Source organism: Comamonas sp. Z3, from assembly GCF_008121565.1.
Classification (GTDB): Bacteria; Pseudomonadota; Gammaproteobacteria; order Burkholderiales; family Burkholderiaceae_C; genus Comamonas; species Comamonas brasiliensis.
Genome location: NZ_VOQU01000007.1, coordinates 71,619 through 87,589 on the forward strand (window position 1 = coordinate 71,619; position 15,971 = coordinate 87,589).

13 protein-coding genes are annotated in these 15,971 nt (G+C 62.4%); 5 read left to right on the forward strand and 8 right to left on the reverse strand.

All coding sequences use genetic code 11. The annotated features are described in order from the left end of the window. Window positions 1–5: 5 nt before the first annotated feature. Window positions 6–1,244: a cyanate transporter gene (locus FSY59_RS20025; protein ID WP_148729509.1), complete on the forward strand. Its 1,239-nt coding sequence runs from the start codon at window positions 6–8 to the stop codon at window positions 1,242–1,244. Window positions 1,245–1,301: 57 nt separating this feature from the next. Here the strand turns inward: FSY59_RS20025 and FSY59_RS20030 are convergent, their stop codons facing one another. Further along, the gene (locus tag FSY59_RS20030) at window positions 1,302–2,462 is read right to left on the reverse strand and encodes an AAA family ATPase (protein WP_148729510.1); all 1,161 of its coding nucleotides are present in this window, start codon (window positions 2,460–2,462) and stop codon (window positions 1,302–1,304) included. A gap of 72 nt (window positions 2,463–2,534) precedes the next feature. Next, a complete protein-coding gene (locus FSY59_RS20035; RefSeq protein WP_003054250.1) occupies window positions 2,535–3,371 on the reverse strand; it encodes an RNA ligase family protein in 837 nt (278 codons plus the stop codon). 1,039 nt (window positions 3,372–4,410) lie between these two features. On the opposite strand from FSY59_RS20035, the gene FSY59_RS20040 reads away from it, so the two are divergent. From FSY59_RS20040 to phnE, 3 genes are all read left to right on the forward strand, one after another. After that, window positions 4,411–5,292 carry a putative selenate ABC transporter substrate-binding protein gene (locus FSY59_RS20040; RefSeq protein ID WP_003054247.1) on the forward strand — a complete coding sequence of 294 codons (882 nt, stop codon included), beginning with the start codon at window positions 4,411–4,413 and terminating at the stop codon, window positions 5,290–5,292. A 75-nt stretch (window positions 5,293–5,367) separates the two neighbouring features. Then, window positions 5,368–6,210 (forward strand): phosphonate ABC transporter ATP-binding protein, encoded by an 843-nt coding sequence (locus tag FSY59_RS20045; protein WP_148729511.1) that lies wholly within the window; start codon window positions 5,368–5,370, stop codon window positions 6,208–6,210. Next, window positions 6,201–7,775 carry a phosphonate ABC transporter, permease protein PhnE gene (phnE, locus tag FSY59_RS20050; RefSeq protein WP_003054245.1) on the forward strand — a complete coding sequence of 525 codons (1,575 nt, stop codon included), beginning with the start codon at window positions 6,201–6,203 and terminating at the stop codon, window positions 7,773–7,775. Before FSY59_RS20045 ends, phnE begins: the two co-directional genes overlap by 10 nt. 194 nt (window positions 7,776–7,969) lie before the next feature. Here the strand turns inward: phnE and FSY59_RS20055 are convergent, their stop codons facing one another. From FSY59_RS20055 to FSY59_RS20080, 6 genes are all read right to left on the reverse strand, one after another. Next, a complete protein-coding gene (locus tag FSY59_RS20055; RefSeq protein ID WP_003054244.1) occupies window positions 7,970–8,425 on the reverse strand; it encodes an Lrp/AsnC family transcriptional regulator in 456 nt (151 codons plus the stop codon). A gap of 369 nt (window positions 8,426–8,794) precedes the next feature. Then, on the reverse strand, window positions 8,795–10,174 hold the full coding sequence (locus FSY59_RS20060) for a cytochrome c (protein WP_148729512.1): 1,380 nt from the start codon (window positions 10,172–10,174) through the stop codon (window positions 8,795–8,797). A 12-nt stretch (window positions 10,175–10,186) separates the two neighbouring features. Beyond that, complete coding sequence (locus FSY59_RS20065; protein ID WP_003054242.1) at window positions 10,187–11,956, reverse strand: GMC family oxidoreductase; 1,770 nt, start codon at window positions 11,954–11,956, stop codon at window positions 10,187–10,189. A gap of 3 nt (window positions 11,957–11,959) precedes the next feature. Further along, a complete protein-coding gene (locus FSY59_RS20070; RefSeq protein WP_003054241.1) occupies window positions 11,960–12,658 on the reverse strand; it encodes a gluconate 2-dehydrogenase subunit 3 family protein in 699 nt (232 codons plus the stop codon). Window positions 12,659–13,116: 458 nt separating this feature from the next. Then, window positions 13,117–14,586 carry a HAMP domain-containing sensor histidine kinase gene (locus tag FSY59_RS20075; protein ID WP_003054240.1) on the reverse strand — a complete coding sequence of 490 codons (1,470 nt, stop codon included), beginning with the start codon at window positions 14,584–14,586 and terminating at the stop codon, window positions 13,117–13,119. Next, a complete protein-coding gene (locus FSY59_RS20080; RefSeq protein ID WP_003054239.1) occupies window positions 14,583–15,299 on the reverse strand; it encodes a response regulator transcription factor in 717 nt (238 codons plus the stop codon). The genes FSY59_RS20075 and FSY59_RS20080 overlap by 4 nt, the downstream gene beginning before the upstream one ends. 173 nt (window positions 15,300–15,472) lie before the next feature. Here FSY59_RS20080 and msrB point away from each other — a divergent pair, with 173 nt between their 5' ends. Next, entirely contained in the window at window positions 15,473–15,964 is a 492-nt protein-coding gene (gene msrB / locus FSY59_RS20085) for a peptide-methionine (R)-S-oxide reductase MsrB (protein WP_003054237.1), read from the forward strand. Window positions 15,965–15,971 lie beyond the last annotated feature (7 nt).

Here is a 15,971-nt window from a genome sequence, read left to right on the forward strand (position 1 = left end):
GCTTTATGACATCGACATCTTCCCGAACGCATCGCGTGCCGCCGCTGCTCTGGCTGCTGGTGGTGATACTGGTCACCATCAATCTGCGTCCATTTCTGACGGCACCCGGCCCCTTGGCACCGACCATACAGCAGGCCACGGGCATGGATTTGCGCAGCTTCTCCTGGCTCACGCTGCTGCCCATGGCGCTGATGGGCATTGGTGGCTGGCTTGCTCCCACGGCTTTGCAACGCTGGGGCGCGCGCGCCAGCATTTGCGCCTCGCTGCTGCTGATTGCCCTGGGCTGCGCACTGCGCCTGACGCCTGCGGGTGCCGCCACCGGTACGCTGCTGATCGCCACGGCCGGCCTGTGCGGCGCGGGCGTGGCGCTGGCACAAAGCATTCTGCCGGGACTCATCAAGCGCCAGTCTCCCCACAACGTGGCGCCCATGATGGGCCTGTATTCGGCGGCGCTCATGGGAGGCGGCGCACTCAGTGCCCAGCTCTCGCCACTGGCCTTGCAGCTGGGCCTGAGCTGGCAGGCTTCGCTGGCCATCTGGGCCATTCCCGTGCTGCCGGCATTGCCGCTGGCCTGGTATGCGCTGACCCTGATGCGCGAGTCCGCTACCCCTGTGCCCTCCGCGCCCGTGGTACAAGCCAGCAGGGACAGCGACACCGGCTGGCTGCTGCGCCGTGGCCGCACCTGGCTGCTGCTGATCAGCTTTGGCCTGATGAACGGCGGTTATGGCTCCACGGTTGCCTGGCTCGCTCCGTTCTATCAAACCCATGGCTGGACGGCCACGCAAAGCGGCTCGCTGCTGGCCATTTTGTCGATTGCACAAGCCGCATCGGCGCTGGCCATGCCTGCTCTCGCGCGCCGCAGCCTGGACCGTCGCTGCTGGCTCATGCTGGCCTTGCTGCTGCAGATCATCGGCTTTGCCGGCCTCGGGCTCTGGCCCGATGCCATGCCCACGCTCAATGCCATCGTGCTGGGGCTGGGTCTGGGCGGCTGCTTTTCGCTCTTCATGCTGGTGGCGCTGGACCATCTGCCCTCGCCCACACAAGCCGGCGCCCTCAACTCGCTGATGCAGGGCGGCGGCTTCATCCTTGCAGCGCTGGCCCCTCTGGTCATGGCGCAGTTGCACCAGATCAGCGGCAACTGGATGACGGGCTGGCTCTATCAGGCTGGTGTGGCAGCGCTGGTCTGCCTGCTGGTGACACGCTTCAATCCCAAGGGCTACCTGCAAGCCATGCAGCGGCCTTGAGCACGACATTGCCCCTGCACAAAAAGGGCCTGGAAACTTCCAGGCCCTTTTTCCTTTTCATGTTTGCGTGGATGACTCGTTGACCAGCAGTTGCAGCCCATGCGCCTCGGTCGGCAAGGGCACCTCCCATCGGTGCAACATGCCCAGCAGTGCGGCATTGCCGAGCGTGGTGTCGCGCTTGCTGTTGCGCGCCAGCAAGGTGGATCTGGCAGCCTCCAGATGCACCAGCTCCACCTGTGCACCATAGGCCAGGCACAGGTCCAGCGTCTTGCCACGCATCTGTCTGGACAGATGCGTGGCATTCCAGACGAAGGCAGCCTTGGCTCGCAACAGGCTCTTGGCCTTGTCCACGGCTCGGTGGGCAGCAGCGCCCTCGTTCTCGCCATGGCGCAGGCCCAGCTCGGCACGCGCATCGTCAAACGACACCACGGGCAGGCCCGCATGATGCTGGGCCACCCAGTGGTTCTTGCCCGATGCGGGCAGGCCGCACATGACAATGACGCGCGAGCCCGGATCTTCGTGCAAGGCGTAGTCCGGGTGCAGCTCGGCACCGCGGAAATAGCGCAGTGCGGTTTCGGCCGAAGCAAAGCTGCGCGGCTTGCGCAAACAGCCCTCTTCCATGGCCAGCTCCCTGAACAGCTCGATATTCACCAGCACATTGCCCACATCGGGGCAGATGCGACCGCGAATATCGGCACGGGCCAGCAGCACCAGCAAATGCAGATCGACCTGCCAGGACAGCTCTCTGACCATGAACTCGGGCGAGACGCCTCGGCGCGAATCGGCAAAGGCAAAAAACGGCACCTGATGCACGGCAATCAGCCGACAGACCGCCTCGCGCCGGGCCACGGGCGCGCCCGCCTCCCAGAGCATGAGCCGCGCATCGAGCGCCCCACGGCGCGAATGGCCGGGCTGCGAGATGCGGCCGTCGTCGGCTATCTGCGTGGTCGAGCACTTGGCGACATCGTGCAGCAGCGCGGCCAGAAAGACCGTCTCGCGCTCCTCGTTGGTGAGCCCTGCATAGTCGCCGTCCTGCAGCAGTTCGGTCACCACCATCTGCGTATGCGTCCAGACATCGCCTTCGGCATGGTAGATCGGGTCTTGCGGCGTGGTCCTGGCCAGCTCAAGTTGCGGGAAGGCGTCCAGGCAGGCCGCCCAGTCCACCGAGTCGTGAGCGGAATGCGGCACCAGGGCCGCCATCTGTTTCCAGCTCCACATAAGTTCTCCTTTCACCGCAGCTTCATCACAAAACCACGGTTCTGATAGCTATCAGCGATTTCTGGTAGAGGCTTACCAGCTCTTTTGAATCGCATTGGCAAAGATATCGACGCCTGTGCGCAGACCGTTGGCGACAATGGGCCGCTCGCTGTGATGCGAGCCGGACTCCAGGATCACCTGCACAAAGTCGGAGCGCACGAACTTGTAGCGCTCCACGGTCTGGCCGTTCTCCTCGACCTTGATATACAGACCTTCGGCCAGCTCGGATCTGTCGGTCTGGCGCCAGGCCAGCGGCAAATCCAGTTTCTGCTTTTGCACCTGATCCTCGAACACCGCCTTCCAGCGAGCGCTGCGCCCCAGGGACGGTGCCAGCAATGCCAACAAATCCTGCATGCGCCTCGGCGCGATACCGGCGTAGAGCACAGGCACGGACACCACGGGCACACCGGCCAGCAGCGCATGACGCTGCGGCGTGTCCAGAAACTGCTGCTCCGAGCGGTCCCAGACGTCGAACTCGCAAAACCAGTGCGGCAAGGCGTCGTAGTACAGCGAGTGCTTGGCGTACAGCCACTCGCCATACATCACATAGCGCTCGTCCAGCAGTGCCATCAGCGCGCCTTCATGGGCTCTGGCCCATTGCTTGTAGGCATTGAACTGGCGCTCGCGCCCGCCCATCTGATCGGCTTGCAGATAGTGGCCACGCGACTGCAGCAACAAACTGCCGTCGGCGCCAAAGCTCAGCGCCGCATTGGCGCCATCGAGCTTTTCCTCGACCACGATATGCCGGCCGGCCAGGGCTTCATAGGACACAGCATCGGCCTGATCACCGACCTGCAGCCGCGAGCCACGCAGATGCGGCGTGCGCGGATATTTGAGTATCTCCAGATTGAATAAATGGGAAGTAGTCATGTTGTGCTTTCCAAAAAGGGAATAAGCCACGCGCCAAAAGACGTGGCAGACAAACCAAGGACAACGAAAGCGGCAATCGCCGCCACCATCGGGCGAAGACAAGAACACCTGGCCGCCGAGCAAAGGGCAGGCCGGGATTCAGAGAGTGCAAGAGCGCAGGACCGGGGCGCGAGCCAGGTCGGGAACGCCGGGCAAGGGCTTGCCCATCGTGAAGAAACTGCCCCTCCGGGGCGGCAGGCCACCTGGGCCAGGCGCCTCAGGGGACCGATATGTCCATACCGCAGCACACACCTGAAAAATCAGCGTGTGGCGAAGTCGTTTAGCGCAAACGAATCTGGCAGGACATGGTGCACCTCGAAAATGAGAGCGTATAACGCAAGCGGGGTAAAGGCTGGCGAGTTTATTGGCTTGGCATAGCAACTGCCAAGCGGTTTGCCGTGACTGTGGTGCAAAGGCCACGAATCGGTTTCAAAACGATGAGATGCAGGCTGGTGAGACATCGAAGTTTTCCTCCTGCATCTGCCAAGCTGTCAATGACATCTGCACAGGGCTTGCGCCAACCTGTTCTGATTTCCATGATTGCAGCCGCCGCCCTGGCCGCCTGCGGTGGTGAGGACAACAACACGAAAAAAAGCACCCCAGCGCCGGCTCCCGAGGTCCCTGCACCAGCACCCGAACCCGAGCAAACGCCTGTCTAGCGCCTGCTTGAGAGGATCGGTAGCTATCAATCGGGCATCATGGCAAGCCCCTGCTGATGCCAGGCAACGAGGTCAGCGCAACCACGGTCGTCTACCTGCTGCATCTGCAATATTGGAACCTGCAGACAAGCAGTCGCTTTCATGCCAAGCCCCGTCCCCACGGGGCTTTTTGCTATCCAAATCAAGCAAAGACTGCGCCGAGGGTTTCTCAATTACGTAACAATAAGCGCCAGCGGTCGGTGTACCGCCCATGGGTTTCCATTCGCCGCAAGCCAAACGCTTGTGACCTACTAAACCGCCGTGTATCCGGACGGCGGTGGCTTTTTTGAACGGAGCACTTAATGAAGCACTCTTTCGCTCGCCGCCAGGCGCTGCGCGGCTTGGCCGTGGCAGCTCTGGCATCCTCCTCCTTGCTGTCCGCCGCGCATGCAGACACCCCTGCGGTGCTGCGCGTCTCGGCCATTCCCGACGAGGCACCGACCGAGCTGCAGCGCAAGTTCAAGCCCCTGGGCGAATACCTCTCGCAGGCCACCGGCATGAAAGTGGTGTTCACCCCCGTATCCGACTACGCGGCAGTGGTCGAGTCCCTGGCCACCCGCAAGCTGGATCTGGCCTGGCTGGGCGGTTTCACCTATGTGCAAGCCAAGATCCGCACCAACGGCACGGCCATCCCCATCGTGCAGCGGGCCGAGGATGCGGTCTTCACCAGCAAGTTCATCACGGCCGACCCCGCCATCAAGACGCTGGCCGACCTCAAGGGCAAGACCTTTGCCTTCGGCGCCCCCTCCTCCACTTCGGGCAGCCTGATGCCGCGCTTTTTCCTGCAGCAGGACGGCTTGAATCCCGAAAAGGACTTCAAGACCGTGGCCTACTCGGGCGCACATGACGCCACCGTGGCCTTTGTGGCCGCAGGCAAGGCCGAGGCCGGCGTGCTCAACACTTCGGTGTGGGACAAGCTGGTCGAGTCCAAGAAGGTGGACACCAGCAAGGTGCGCGTGTTCGCCACGACGCCCACCTACTTTGACTACAACTGGACGGTGCGCGGCGACCTGGACCCGGCCATTGTCAAGAAGCTGACCGCCGCCTTCCTGGCACTGGACCCCAGCAAGCCAGAGCACAAGGCCATCATGGACCTGCAGCGCGCCTCCAAGTTCATCGCCACCGACACCAAGAACTACGACGGCATTGAAGCCGCCGCCAAGTCCGCCGGTCTGCTGAAGTAAGAAATTCAGCTTTTTTTGACTGCCAACGCTTATTTATCAAGCGTTGGCAGCTATTGTTTCCAGAGTATTCGTCTCATGAGCTTCATGCTGGACGATGTGGGCCTGACCCACAGCAACGGCTTTACCGCCCTGTCCCATATCTCCTTGTCCGCCATCCAGGGCGAGAGCATTGCGCTCATCGGCCCCTCGGGCGCCGGCAAGACTTCGCTGCTCAGCACCATAGGCACAGCCTACCTGCCCACGGCTGGTCGCATGCAGGTGCTGGGCCGGACTGCGGCCGCGCAATCCGCCGCCCGCGAACTCAAGGCTTTGCGCAGCCGCATCGGCACCGTGTACCAGGCCGCCCCCATTCCGCTGCGTCAACGGGTGGTCACGGCCGTGCTGGCCGGCAAGCTCGGCCAGTGGCCGCTGTGGAAGGCGCTGGCATCGCTGGCCTATCCGCAGGACATTGCGGGCGCGCGCGAGGCCCTGGCCCGCGTGCAGCTTGAGGACAAGCTGTTTGCACGCTGCGACCAGCTCTCAGGCGGCCAGTTGCAGCGCGTGGGCATTGCCCGCGTGCTCTACCAGCAGGCCGGCCTGATTCTGGCCGACGAACCCGTCTCCGCCCTGGACCCTGCGCTCTCGCAGGCCACGGTGCAATTGCTGGTGCAGGAAGCTGCCGCGCGCAAGGCCACGCTGGTGGCCAGCCTGCATGCCGTCGATCTGGCTCTGGCCAACTTTGCCCGCATCGTCGGCGTACGCAATGGCCGCCTGGCCTTTGACCTGCCCGCCGCGCAAGTCAGCGAAGCCCAGTTGCAAGCGCTCTACGCCCATGCCGATGGCAGCCCCGCCGATCTGCCCATGCTGCACAACCGCCTGGCTCAGCGCGATCCCGCCAGCACCGCGCCCGCTCCCATCCAGGTGAACGCATGCCGATAGAAAGGGCCGAGCCCGCCCGGCCATCGCGCCGCGACCCCTCCGCTCGCGGCCGCCTCAGCGGCCTGATCCTGACTCTGGTCGTGCTCTGGCCCATGCTGCAGACCTCTGGCTTTTCGCTCAGGCCGCTATTCGATGCCGACAATCTCAAAGTCATCGGCGGCTTTCTCGCGCAGTTTCTGCCGCCCGAAACCAGTGGGGAGTTCCTGGCCTACCTGGGTCAGGCCACGCTGGAGACCCTGGCCATCGCCACGGCAGGCATGGCGCTGGCCTTTGTGATTGCCGTGCCCATGGCCTATCTGTCCACGGGCGCGGCGCGTGAGAGGGTCACGCTCAACCCCATCGCCCGCAGCGTGCTCACCATCCTGCGCGGCATTCCCGAACTGGTCTGGGCTCTGGTGTTTGTGCGCGTCTTCGGCCTGGGTCCTGCAGCCGGTGTACTGGCCCTGGGGCTGACCTATGGCGGCATGCTGGCCAAGGTCTATGCCGAAATTCTCGAATCCACAGTTCCCGCTCCGGCCCACGCCCTGCGTGCCAGCGGTGCCGGCCGTATCCAGGCCTTGCTCTATGGCCTGCTGCCGCAGGCGGCCAAGGAGCTGACCTCCTACACCGTCTACCGCTGGGAATGTGCGATCCGTGCCTCGGTGGTCATGGGCTTTGTCGGCGCAGGAGGCCTGGGCCAGCTCATGGACCAGGCCATGAAGATGCTCAACGGCGGCGAAGCCGCCAGCATTCTGCTGGCCTTCATGCTGCTGGTGGCGGCGGCCGACCTGCTTTCCTGGTGGCTGCGTCGCGCACTCGACGCCGCGCCTGCCGCACGCGCCCTGCCCTTCGGCTGGCGCACCGGCACATTTGTGCTGACTGCCTGTGCGGCGCTATGGGCCAGCATGCGGCTTCTGGATATTGATTTCTCGGCCCTGTTCACGGCAGATGCGGCCACCAGCATGGGCGACTTTGTACGCGGCTTTTTCCCGCCCGATCTGAGCCGGCCCTGGCTGCTCAGGGTGCTGCAAGGCATCTGGGAGACCCTGGCCATCTCCATCGTCGGCACCTTGCTGGCCGCGATCGCGGGCCTGCTGCTGGCCCTGCCGCGCTGGCGTGCACCATGGAACGTGGTGCTCAACGTGCTGCGCTCGGTGCCCGAACTGGTCTGGGCAACGATCACTGCGCTGGCCGTGGGCCTGGGCCCATTCGCCGGAGCCCTGGCCCTGGCCCTGCATACCACCGGCGTGCTGGGCCGCCTGTTTGCCGAGGCCTTGCAGAATGCTCCGGCCGCTCCCGCGAATGCGCTCAAGCTCAGCGGCAGCAATCGCCTGCTGGCATTTTGCTATGGAACCCTCCCTGGCGCTGCGCCGCAACTGCTGGCGTACACGCTGTACCGCTGGGAGATGAATATCCGCATGGCGGCGATTCTGGGCTTTGTGGGAGCTGGCGGACTGGGCCAACTGCTGTACTTCGAGCTTTCGCTGTTCCACTATGCCCAGGCCAGCACCGTGATCATGGCCATGCTCTTGCTGAGCATCGCCGTGGACTGGAGCAGCGCTGCCTTGCGCCGCGCCATGCGTTGAGACGGCTGCGCGGTGCCCCGGCTCCGCGTCAGCTTCATCAACTCCTCCATCAATCCGACGCGCAGCCGCCCCCGATGGGCCAGCGCCGCAGCGGCCCGGCCTGCATCCAGGTTCGATGAGCACCGGAGTCTGAATGACTTCAGCCACACCGGATCCGTGCCGCGACTGATCGCACCACGAAGAGCGATGCCGCTTCACACGCCCAAGGGCAGGTCTGCTTTTTTCAGCGTACGCAGCACAAAGCTGGACTGGCTGTGGCGTATGCCCTTGATCTTGTAGAGCTTCTCACGCAGCAGGCGCTCGTAGTCACGCGTGTCTTTGACGACGATGCGTAGCAGATAGTCGTACTCGCCAGAGACCAGATGCGCTTCCACAACTTCGGGAATGGTGGCCAGCACCTCGCCGAACTTTTCCAGCGTGTTGTCTGAATGGCTGTCCAGCGTGACCATGACCAGAACCGAATCGGCCAGCCCCAGCGCCTGCGGGTTCAGACGCACGGTATAGCCCTCGATCACACCGGCCTCCTCCATCTTCTTGATGCGGGCCCAGCATGGCGATGCACTCAGGCCCACTGCAGCACCAATGTCCTGCAGGCTGGCGCGCGCATTAGCCTGCAAGGCAGCAAGAATCTTTTTATCCAAGGTATCCATATTCTTGAATTTACCGCTAAAAATACAAAGACAGAAAATTTTTCTGTAGCAACGCTGTATTCGCAGAATTTGAAGCAACATTTTCTGCGCTGCAACATGCACACTTGAGTCCATGGAAGCACGTCTACCGACGCCGCAAAACCATTCAACATGCCGCGCCGTTTACCGTCAGCATCCGGTTGGTTGATCCGCAACACGCCTACGCAACAGGCCGCATCACTTAAGCACAGTGGTGCGGCCTGTTGATTTTTGGAAGGCTCCATCGTCCGGGCCAGCAGCTGCTGCATAAAAAACCCAGCCGGATTTCCATCGGGCTGGGTTTCGGGAGCCTGCCTGGCGCGCAAAGCACCTGGCAGATACGCGTGCTATTTACTGGGCTCTCTGCGGAGCAGCATCGGCTTGCACATGCTGGCGCACCTTGCTGACCTGGCTTTCGCTCACATCCGAAGCCTGGTTGCCCCAGCCTTTGCGCACGAAGCTGGCCAGTGCGGCCACTTCACCGTCGGTAAGGCGGTCGGCGTAGCCCTGCATCACCAGATGCATGGGACGGCGATCCGTAGCAGGCGAGGAGGCGCCCTTCAGAATCACCGACACCAGCGGGCTGGCATCCTTGCCCAGCACCATGGCATTGCCTTGCAGTTCGGGGAAGATCTCGGGAGCACCCTTGCCGCTGACAAAGTGGCAGGCTGCGCAGTTGTCGAGATACAGGCGAGCACCCAAAGGCATGGCGGGAGACGCGGATTTCAGCAGTTTGGCCGTGGCCTCGCCGGCTCCATCCGCCTTGGCAACCGCAGTGCTGCGAGGGCCTGGCGTGGCCACTTTTTCAGGGGCTGCATCTGCGGCCTGGCCGTCCATGGTCTTGAGGAACTTGGCCATGGCGTTCAGATCGGCATCGGTCATGTACTGCATGGAGTGCTCGACCACCAGCGCCATTTCTCCGTTGGCCACCGCATGGGCATTGCGGCCGGTTGCCAGATAGGCGGCCACCTGCTCGGTCGTCCATTGCTGAACACGCGAGTCCTTGCCGCGCAGTGCAGGAGCAGACCAGTCGTCCACCATGCCGCCGGTCAGGAAGCTGGAGTCGGATAGGCGTGTGCCGTTCTGCGCCATGAAGGCAGTGCGAGGGCTATGGCAGGCTGCGCAGTGGCCGGCACCTTCGACAAGATACTGACCGCGAATCTGCTGGTCGTCACCGGCCATGGGCTTGAACTCGGCTTCACCCGACAGCGCCAGCCAGTTCCAGGCACGGATGCCGAAGCGCATATTGAACGGGAAGCTCAGGCCGGTGGCCTGCACCTCGTTCCTGACGGGCTTGACCTCGGTCTGGAGGTAGTCGAACAGCGCGCGGATATCGCTTTCCTTCATGAAGCGATAGTTCTCGTAGGGCATGGCCGGGTACAGTTGCTGGCCGTGACCACCGATACCGTCCACCATCGCGGCACGGAACTGGTCCAGAGTCCAGCTGCCTATGCCGGTTTCCTTGTCCGGCGTGATGTTGGAGGACCAGATGGTGCCCATGGGGCTTTCAATGCCACGACCGCCGGCCATGGGCTCGCCACCCTTGGCGGTGTGACAGGCCATACAGTCACTGGCGCGCATGACATATTCGCCACGACCGGCTTCTGCCTTCCAGTCGGCGGCCAGCGACTCATTCGCCGGTGTCGGCTTGAATGGCAGGTAGATCAGCGCCAGCGCCGCCAGAACGCCCAGAACGATCAGCGCAATCAGAATGCTGAGGATTTTCTTCATGTCTTGCTCTCCTCAGACCAGCGGACGTGGGTTTTTCAGATACATGGTGCGAATCGCATGCAGCGTCCAGTACGCCAGGCCGCCGACCATGCCGGTGGGGTTGTACTGGGTGTTCTGCACGAAGTTGCCTGCGCCGAAGACGAACACGTTGTGCTTGTCCCAGGCCTGGCAGTAGCGATTCACCACGCCTTCCGTGGGCTTGTCGGACATGATGTGACCGCCAGTGGTGTGTGTGGTCTGGTAGGGTCGCACGTCGAACTGCGCACCGATGTCCTTGAAACCCAGCTGGATCTGATCAGGCTTCATGTTGTTGCCAACTTCTGCCGCCTTGAGCTTCTGGTACTGGTTCATCTTCAGGTCGTTGTCCTGCCAGTTGAAGGTCATGCGCATCAGCGGACGGCCGTGTGGATCCTTGTAAGTGGGGTCCAGATCCAGGTGATTGGCGCGGTAGGACATATGCGAGCCGTGCGTGCCGATGGACATGGAGTGCCCATACCACTCGCCGATACCCTTCTTCCAACCGGCACCCCAGCCCGGCGTACCCTTGGGCAGCGGCATGGAGCGGATGGGCTGACCATTGAAGGTCCCCGAACGCCAGTAAGCACCGCCGATGAAGCCCAGCTTGCCGAAATCGTTCTGGTTGACGCTGAAGTCATCGATGCAGATACCGTTGGAGCCGTGACCGATGAAGGGGTTGAAGTTCGCCTCCTTGTAGAACATCGTCACGCCACCGTTCATCTGATAGGCGTAGTTCTTGCCGGTCACCCCTTCGTTGGTCTTGGGGTCATAGGGCTTGCCGATGCCGGAAACCAGCAGCAGGTGCACGTTGTTGAGTTGGAAGGAAGAAAGGATCACCAGATCTGCTGGCTGGAACACTTCTTCGTTGGTGTTGGAGTCGAAGTAGGTCACTCCGGTGGCGGTCTTGCCGTCTTGCGAGCTTTCCACGCGCAGCACTTCGCAGTGCGTGCGGTAGCTGAAATTCTTTTTGCGCTTGAGCGCGTCCAGAACGGCCGTCTGCGGCGACGACTTGGAATACTGGTAGCAGCCGTAGCGCTCGCAGAAACCGCAGAAATTGCAAGGCCCCATCTGCATGCCATAAGGGTTCACATAAGCGGTGGAGGCAATACCTGCGGGCGCCGGGAAGGTGTGATAGCCCATTTGCTTGGCCGTCGCTTCGAACAAGGTTGCGTCGTAGGTCGCAGGCAGCGGGGGCATGGGGTAGTCCTTGGAACGCCAGCCTTCGAAAGGGTTGCCGCCGGGCTGAATCTTGCCGTTGAGATTGCCGGCCTTGCCGGAGATACCCGCCACTTCGTCAAACTGCGTGAAGAACGGCTCCAGCTCGTCGTAAGTGACGGGGTAGTCCATCAGATTCATGCCTTCCGGAATGATGGACTCGCCCCAGTGCTGCTTCACATAGCTGCGCAGCTGAATTTCTTCAGCTTGCGGGCGCCACAGCAGCCCGTTCCAGTGGGTGCCCGCGCCACCAACGCCGTTGGCAGGCAGGAACGAGCCCATCGCACGGTATGGCAGCGCGATTTCGCCGTCATTGCGACGGATGGTCACGGTCTGCTGGCGCGGATGCTGCATGTTTTTCAGGCGCACGCCCCAGGTCAACTCGTCGATCTGGTTGGGGTACTTGAACTCGGGCACCGTGTTCTGGTCGCCACCACGCTCCAGCGCCACGATTTCCAGGCCTTCGGCCGCCAGCTCCATGCCGGCGATGGAGCCGGTCCAGCCCAGGCCAACGATGACCACGTCTTTCTTTTTTTCAATGCGTGCCATGGTTTATGCCCTTTCGCCCTTGATGGAAACCGGACCCAGCGGGTACTTCTTGTTGTGTTGGTCGACCCATTCGGCATAGCTGGCACGAGCGCCAGGAAAGCCAATGTATTTCCAGGACTGCATGCCGTGGTTGCCGCCATGCATGGGGTCGGCGAAATAGCCTTCCTTGGTGTTGGCCAGCAAGGTGGTGAAGAAGATGCTCAGCTCGGGGTCCAGCTTGATCTCACCTTTTTGCAAAGCCGTCAGCGCTTCATCCTGCTGCTCATGTGAGAGGTCCTTGAATTCCTTGCCGTAGCGTGTCTTGCACTCGGCGTTGAAAGCAGGAATCGCCTTGCGATAGAGCTGTGCAGGCGTCAAAGGCGTTTGCCAGCCGCGATCGGGCTTGGCCGTGGGATCGTGCGGCCCCTCCATGTACCAGATATCCGCAGTGCCGTAGTAGCCCTTGAGCTGACGGTCGATGAACACCGGCACATGGGCTTCAATCGCTCCGGGACCGTCGCCTTCGGACGGGATCAGGCGCGCTGTCGCTGCCAGAACGAAAGCCCACTCATCCGCATTGAAATACTCGGGCTTGTATGCATCCAGTTTGAGCGCTGGCTCCTTGGAGTTGGCATGCATGGTCACGGCCGTTCCGGCCAGTGCGACGCCAGCACCGGAGGCGAACAGAAAGGATCTGCGGCTGGGTGGGGAAAAGTTGGACATTTTGCGATTCCTACATCGTGTGAACCCGCTCATGCACAGCCAGTTGTGCGTTGGGCAAGTGTTCAAGTTTTTTGAATCAGCGGTGGTTCCGACCGAAAGCTGCACGCCCCAATGAAAATGCCCGCAAAGCGGGCACTCGCACACAGAGCCAAAGCATTTTTCAAGCCGGCCCAAACCGCCTTAACAATTTAATAATAGTTGCGCTGGCAACTATTTGTGTCAGACGACCGCCTTGACTGCTAGTAGGCAGTGGTCTTTTATTGGAGCGAACAACTGGGGTTTTCACTTAGATATAAGACATAAGACTGCTATCAATCTGCAGGCGACTGCCACTTAGCAAAATGCCGCCTTCCGCAGGGCCGGACTCATGGCGATACCGACGACCGGTGATGGTCCAGATCTTCCGGCAGGCAGGGCTCTATTGCCCGTGAAACGCCAGCTTGCAGCCCTGTTGCAGATCAGGCCTCCGGAGCCCGTGGCAGGCAAAACCGGAACGCAGCGCCCCCGCCGCTGCTCTCGACCAGATGGATGCTGACCCCGTGCAGCTCCAGCATCTGGTGCACGATTCTCAAGCCAAGCCCCCCGTCGCGGCGGGCGCCGCCGACCGTGAACGGACGCCTGAACAAACCTTCGCGCAGCTCTGGCGAAATGCCAGGGCCAGTGTCGCTGACCGTCAGCTCCAGCTCCGGGCCCACGCTTCTGATGCCTATGCTGATCGACCCGCCTTCGGGGGTATAGCGCAAGGCGTTGTCGAGCAGGTTGCTCAGGACTCGCTCCATCATTCCCAGATCTGCACGAACCGCCGGCAACTGCGGCGGCAGATCCGCCTGCAGGGCGATATGGCGCGACTCTGCAGCAAGCTCGAACTTCTGAAACACGTCCTGCACCAGGTCCCGCAGCGAGAATGACTCGGGCTCGGGCTGCACAAAGCCATACTCCAGCCTCGCCAGCTCGAACAGACTTTGGGACAGCGCTCCCACCCTCTGGCTTTGGTCGAGCGCAATGCCCAGATAGCGCCTGCGCTCTGCGGGCTCCAGGCTTGCATCCTTGAGCAGCAGGGTCTCCAGATACCCATGCAAGGACGACAGCGGCGTGCGCAGATCGTGGGAGACATTCGCGATCAATTCCCGGCGCTCCTGATCCTGTCGCCTCAGCGCCTGCCATTGCTCGCTGATGCGCAGCACCATCTGCCTGTAGGCCGAGTCCAGCACGGCGATCTCGTCATGGCTGTGATCTGCCGCCTCCGAAGCACGCGCCGGCATCTCAGGCGGAACGCCATGCATATCGAACTGCCGCACCGACTCGGTCAGGCGCCGCAAGGGGCGTGTGATCAAGGTGAAGGCGACAAGCCCGGCGGCCAGGCATAGCAGCCCCACCATGCCGATCGACAGCAATGCAGTCTTCAGCACCGCATCTGCGGAACCTCTGGCGGCAAGCAGATCATGGGCCTCGCCGAGCAACACCACATAGATGAAGCCGACCTCCCTCCCGTTCACGCTCAGGGGAGCCGCACTGAAGACCTTGCGGCCATCGCGGCTGCGCGGATCGTCACCCAGGATGGGCAACATATGACCATCGATAAATCGATGGACCGGTTCCAGATCGACCCGGTCGCGGCGCAAGCGCCCTTCGGGAGCCGCATGACCCGCAATGCGTCCATCGGGCTCCAGCAGATAGACCTCGACACTCGGGTTCACCATCATCAGCTGGTTGAACAGATTGCGCACCGCGCTCGGCATCAGGCCGTTCGCATCCGTCAACTGGGCGTCGCGGGCAATGCTCTCGGCAACGTCGCGGGACAAGGCCTGCACCACCTCCAGTTCATGCATGCGGTTGGAGCGCAGCTGCAGCCAGGCGGAAGTGCCGCTGCAGACCAGCAGCAGCAGCGCAAACACGATCGCCAGCCGCTGAGTCAGGGTCAGATTCATTCGCGCTCCCCGGCTTCGGCAAACTTGTAGCCGCGTCCCCAGACCGTGAGGATTCGTGTGGGCTGTGCAGGGTTGCGCTCCACCTTGGCGCGCAGCCGGTTGATATGGGTGTTGACGGTGTGCTCATAGCCCTCGTGCTGATAGCCCCAGACCGCGTTGAGCAGGTCCATGCGCGAAAACACCTTGCCCGACTGGCGGGCAAAAAAATACAGAAGATCGAACTCCCGGGGTGTGAGGTCGAGATGTCGTCCGTTCAGGCTGGCATCCCTGGCGACCGGGTCCATGACCAGCCCATTGACCGACAGGCTGCCCGATTCCAGGCGCGCGCTCTGAGCCAGCGCGTCGACCCGGCGCAGCAGGGCCTTCACCCTGGCCACCAATTCCAGCACCGAAAACGGCTTGGCCAGATAGTCGTCAGCGCCGATCTCCAGTCCCAGAATGCGATGCACCTCGCTGGAGCGGGCACTGATGATGATGATCGGCGTGTAGCGCGTCATGGCGCGCGCACGTCTGCAGATCTCCAGGCCGTCCACCCCAGGCAGCATCAGATCCAGTACCAGCGCATCCCAGCCGCCACGCTCCAGATGCGCCAGCCCGTCGTCGCCGCGGGCGCAATGCACGACCTCCAACCCCTCGTCCCGAAGGTGAAGCGAAAGCAGATCGGCGATATGGGCGTCGTCCTCGACCAGCAGAATGCGACGGGCAATGGTCATGGGTATTCAGGTCTCCGGGGCAGTTGGTGCAGCTCGGCGGCGCAGTACCGCCTGATTTCACATTGTGCTCAAACTGCTCGCGGGGAGTTATCACGTTTTTTTTAACTTTGCGTGAGGACTTCGGGATCCGCACTTCCTAAGCTGGATGCCATCGAACCCTGAAAGCCGATGCCATGACCACCCGACGCCACATGCTGCTGGGCACCGCAGCCTCCGCCGCCGCGCTCTGCGCCGCAACACTCCACCGCCGGGCCACTGCCGCGACCGAGTCCTTCGAAATCAGCTACACCGACGCCCAGTGGCGTGCCCGGCTAAGCCCCCAGCAATATGCCGTGCTTCGTCAGGAGGCCACGGAGCCTCCGGGCAGCAGTCCGCTCAACAAGGAGCATCGCCCCGGCATCTTCTCCTGCGCTGGCTGCTCATTGCCCTTGTTTGCCTCCACCACCAAGTTCGAGAGCGGCACCGGCTGGCCGAGCTTCTGGAAGCCACTGGACAATGCCGTCGCCACGCGCAAGGATCGAAGCTACGGCATGGTGCGCATCGAGGCCCACTGCCGGCGCTGCGGCGGTCACCTTGGCCACGTCTTCGAGGACGGGCCGCCTCCGACAGGTCTGCGCTACTGCATGAACGGTCTTGCACTGACTTTCGCGCCCAAGCCCGCTTGAGGAGAAA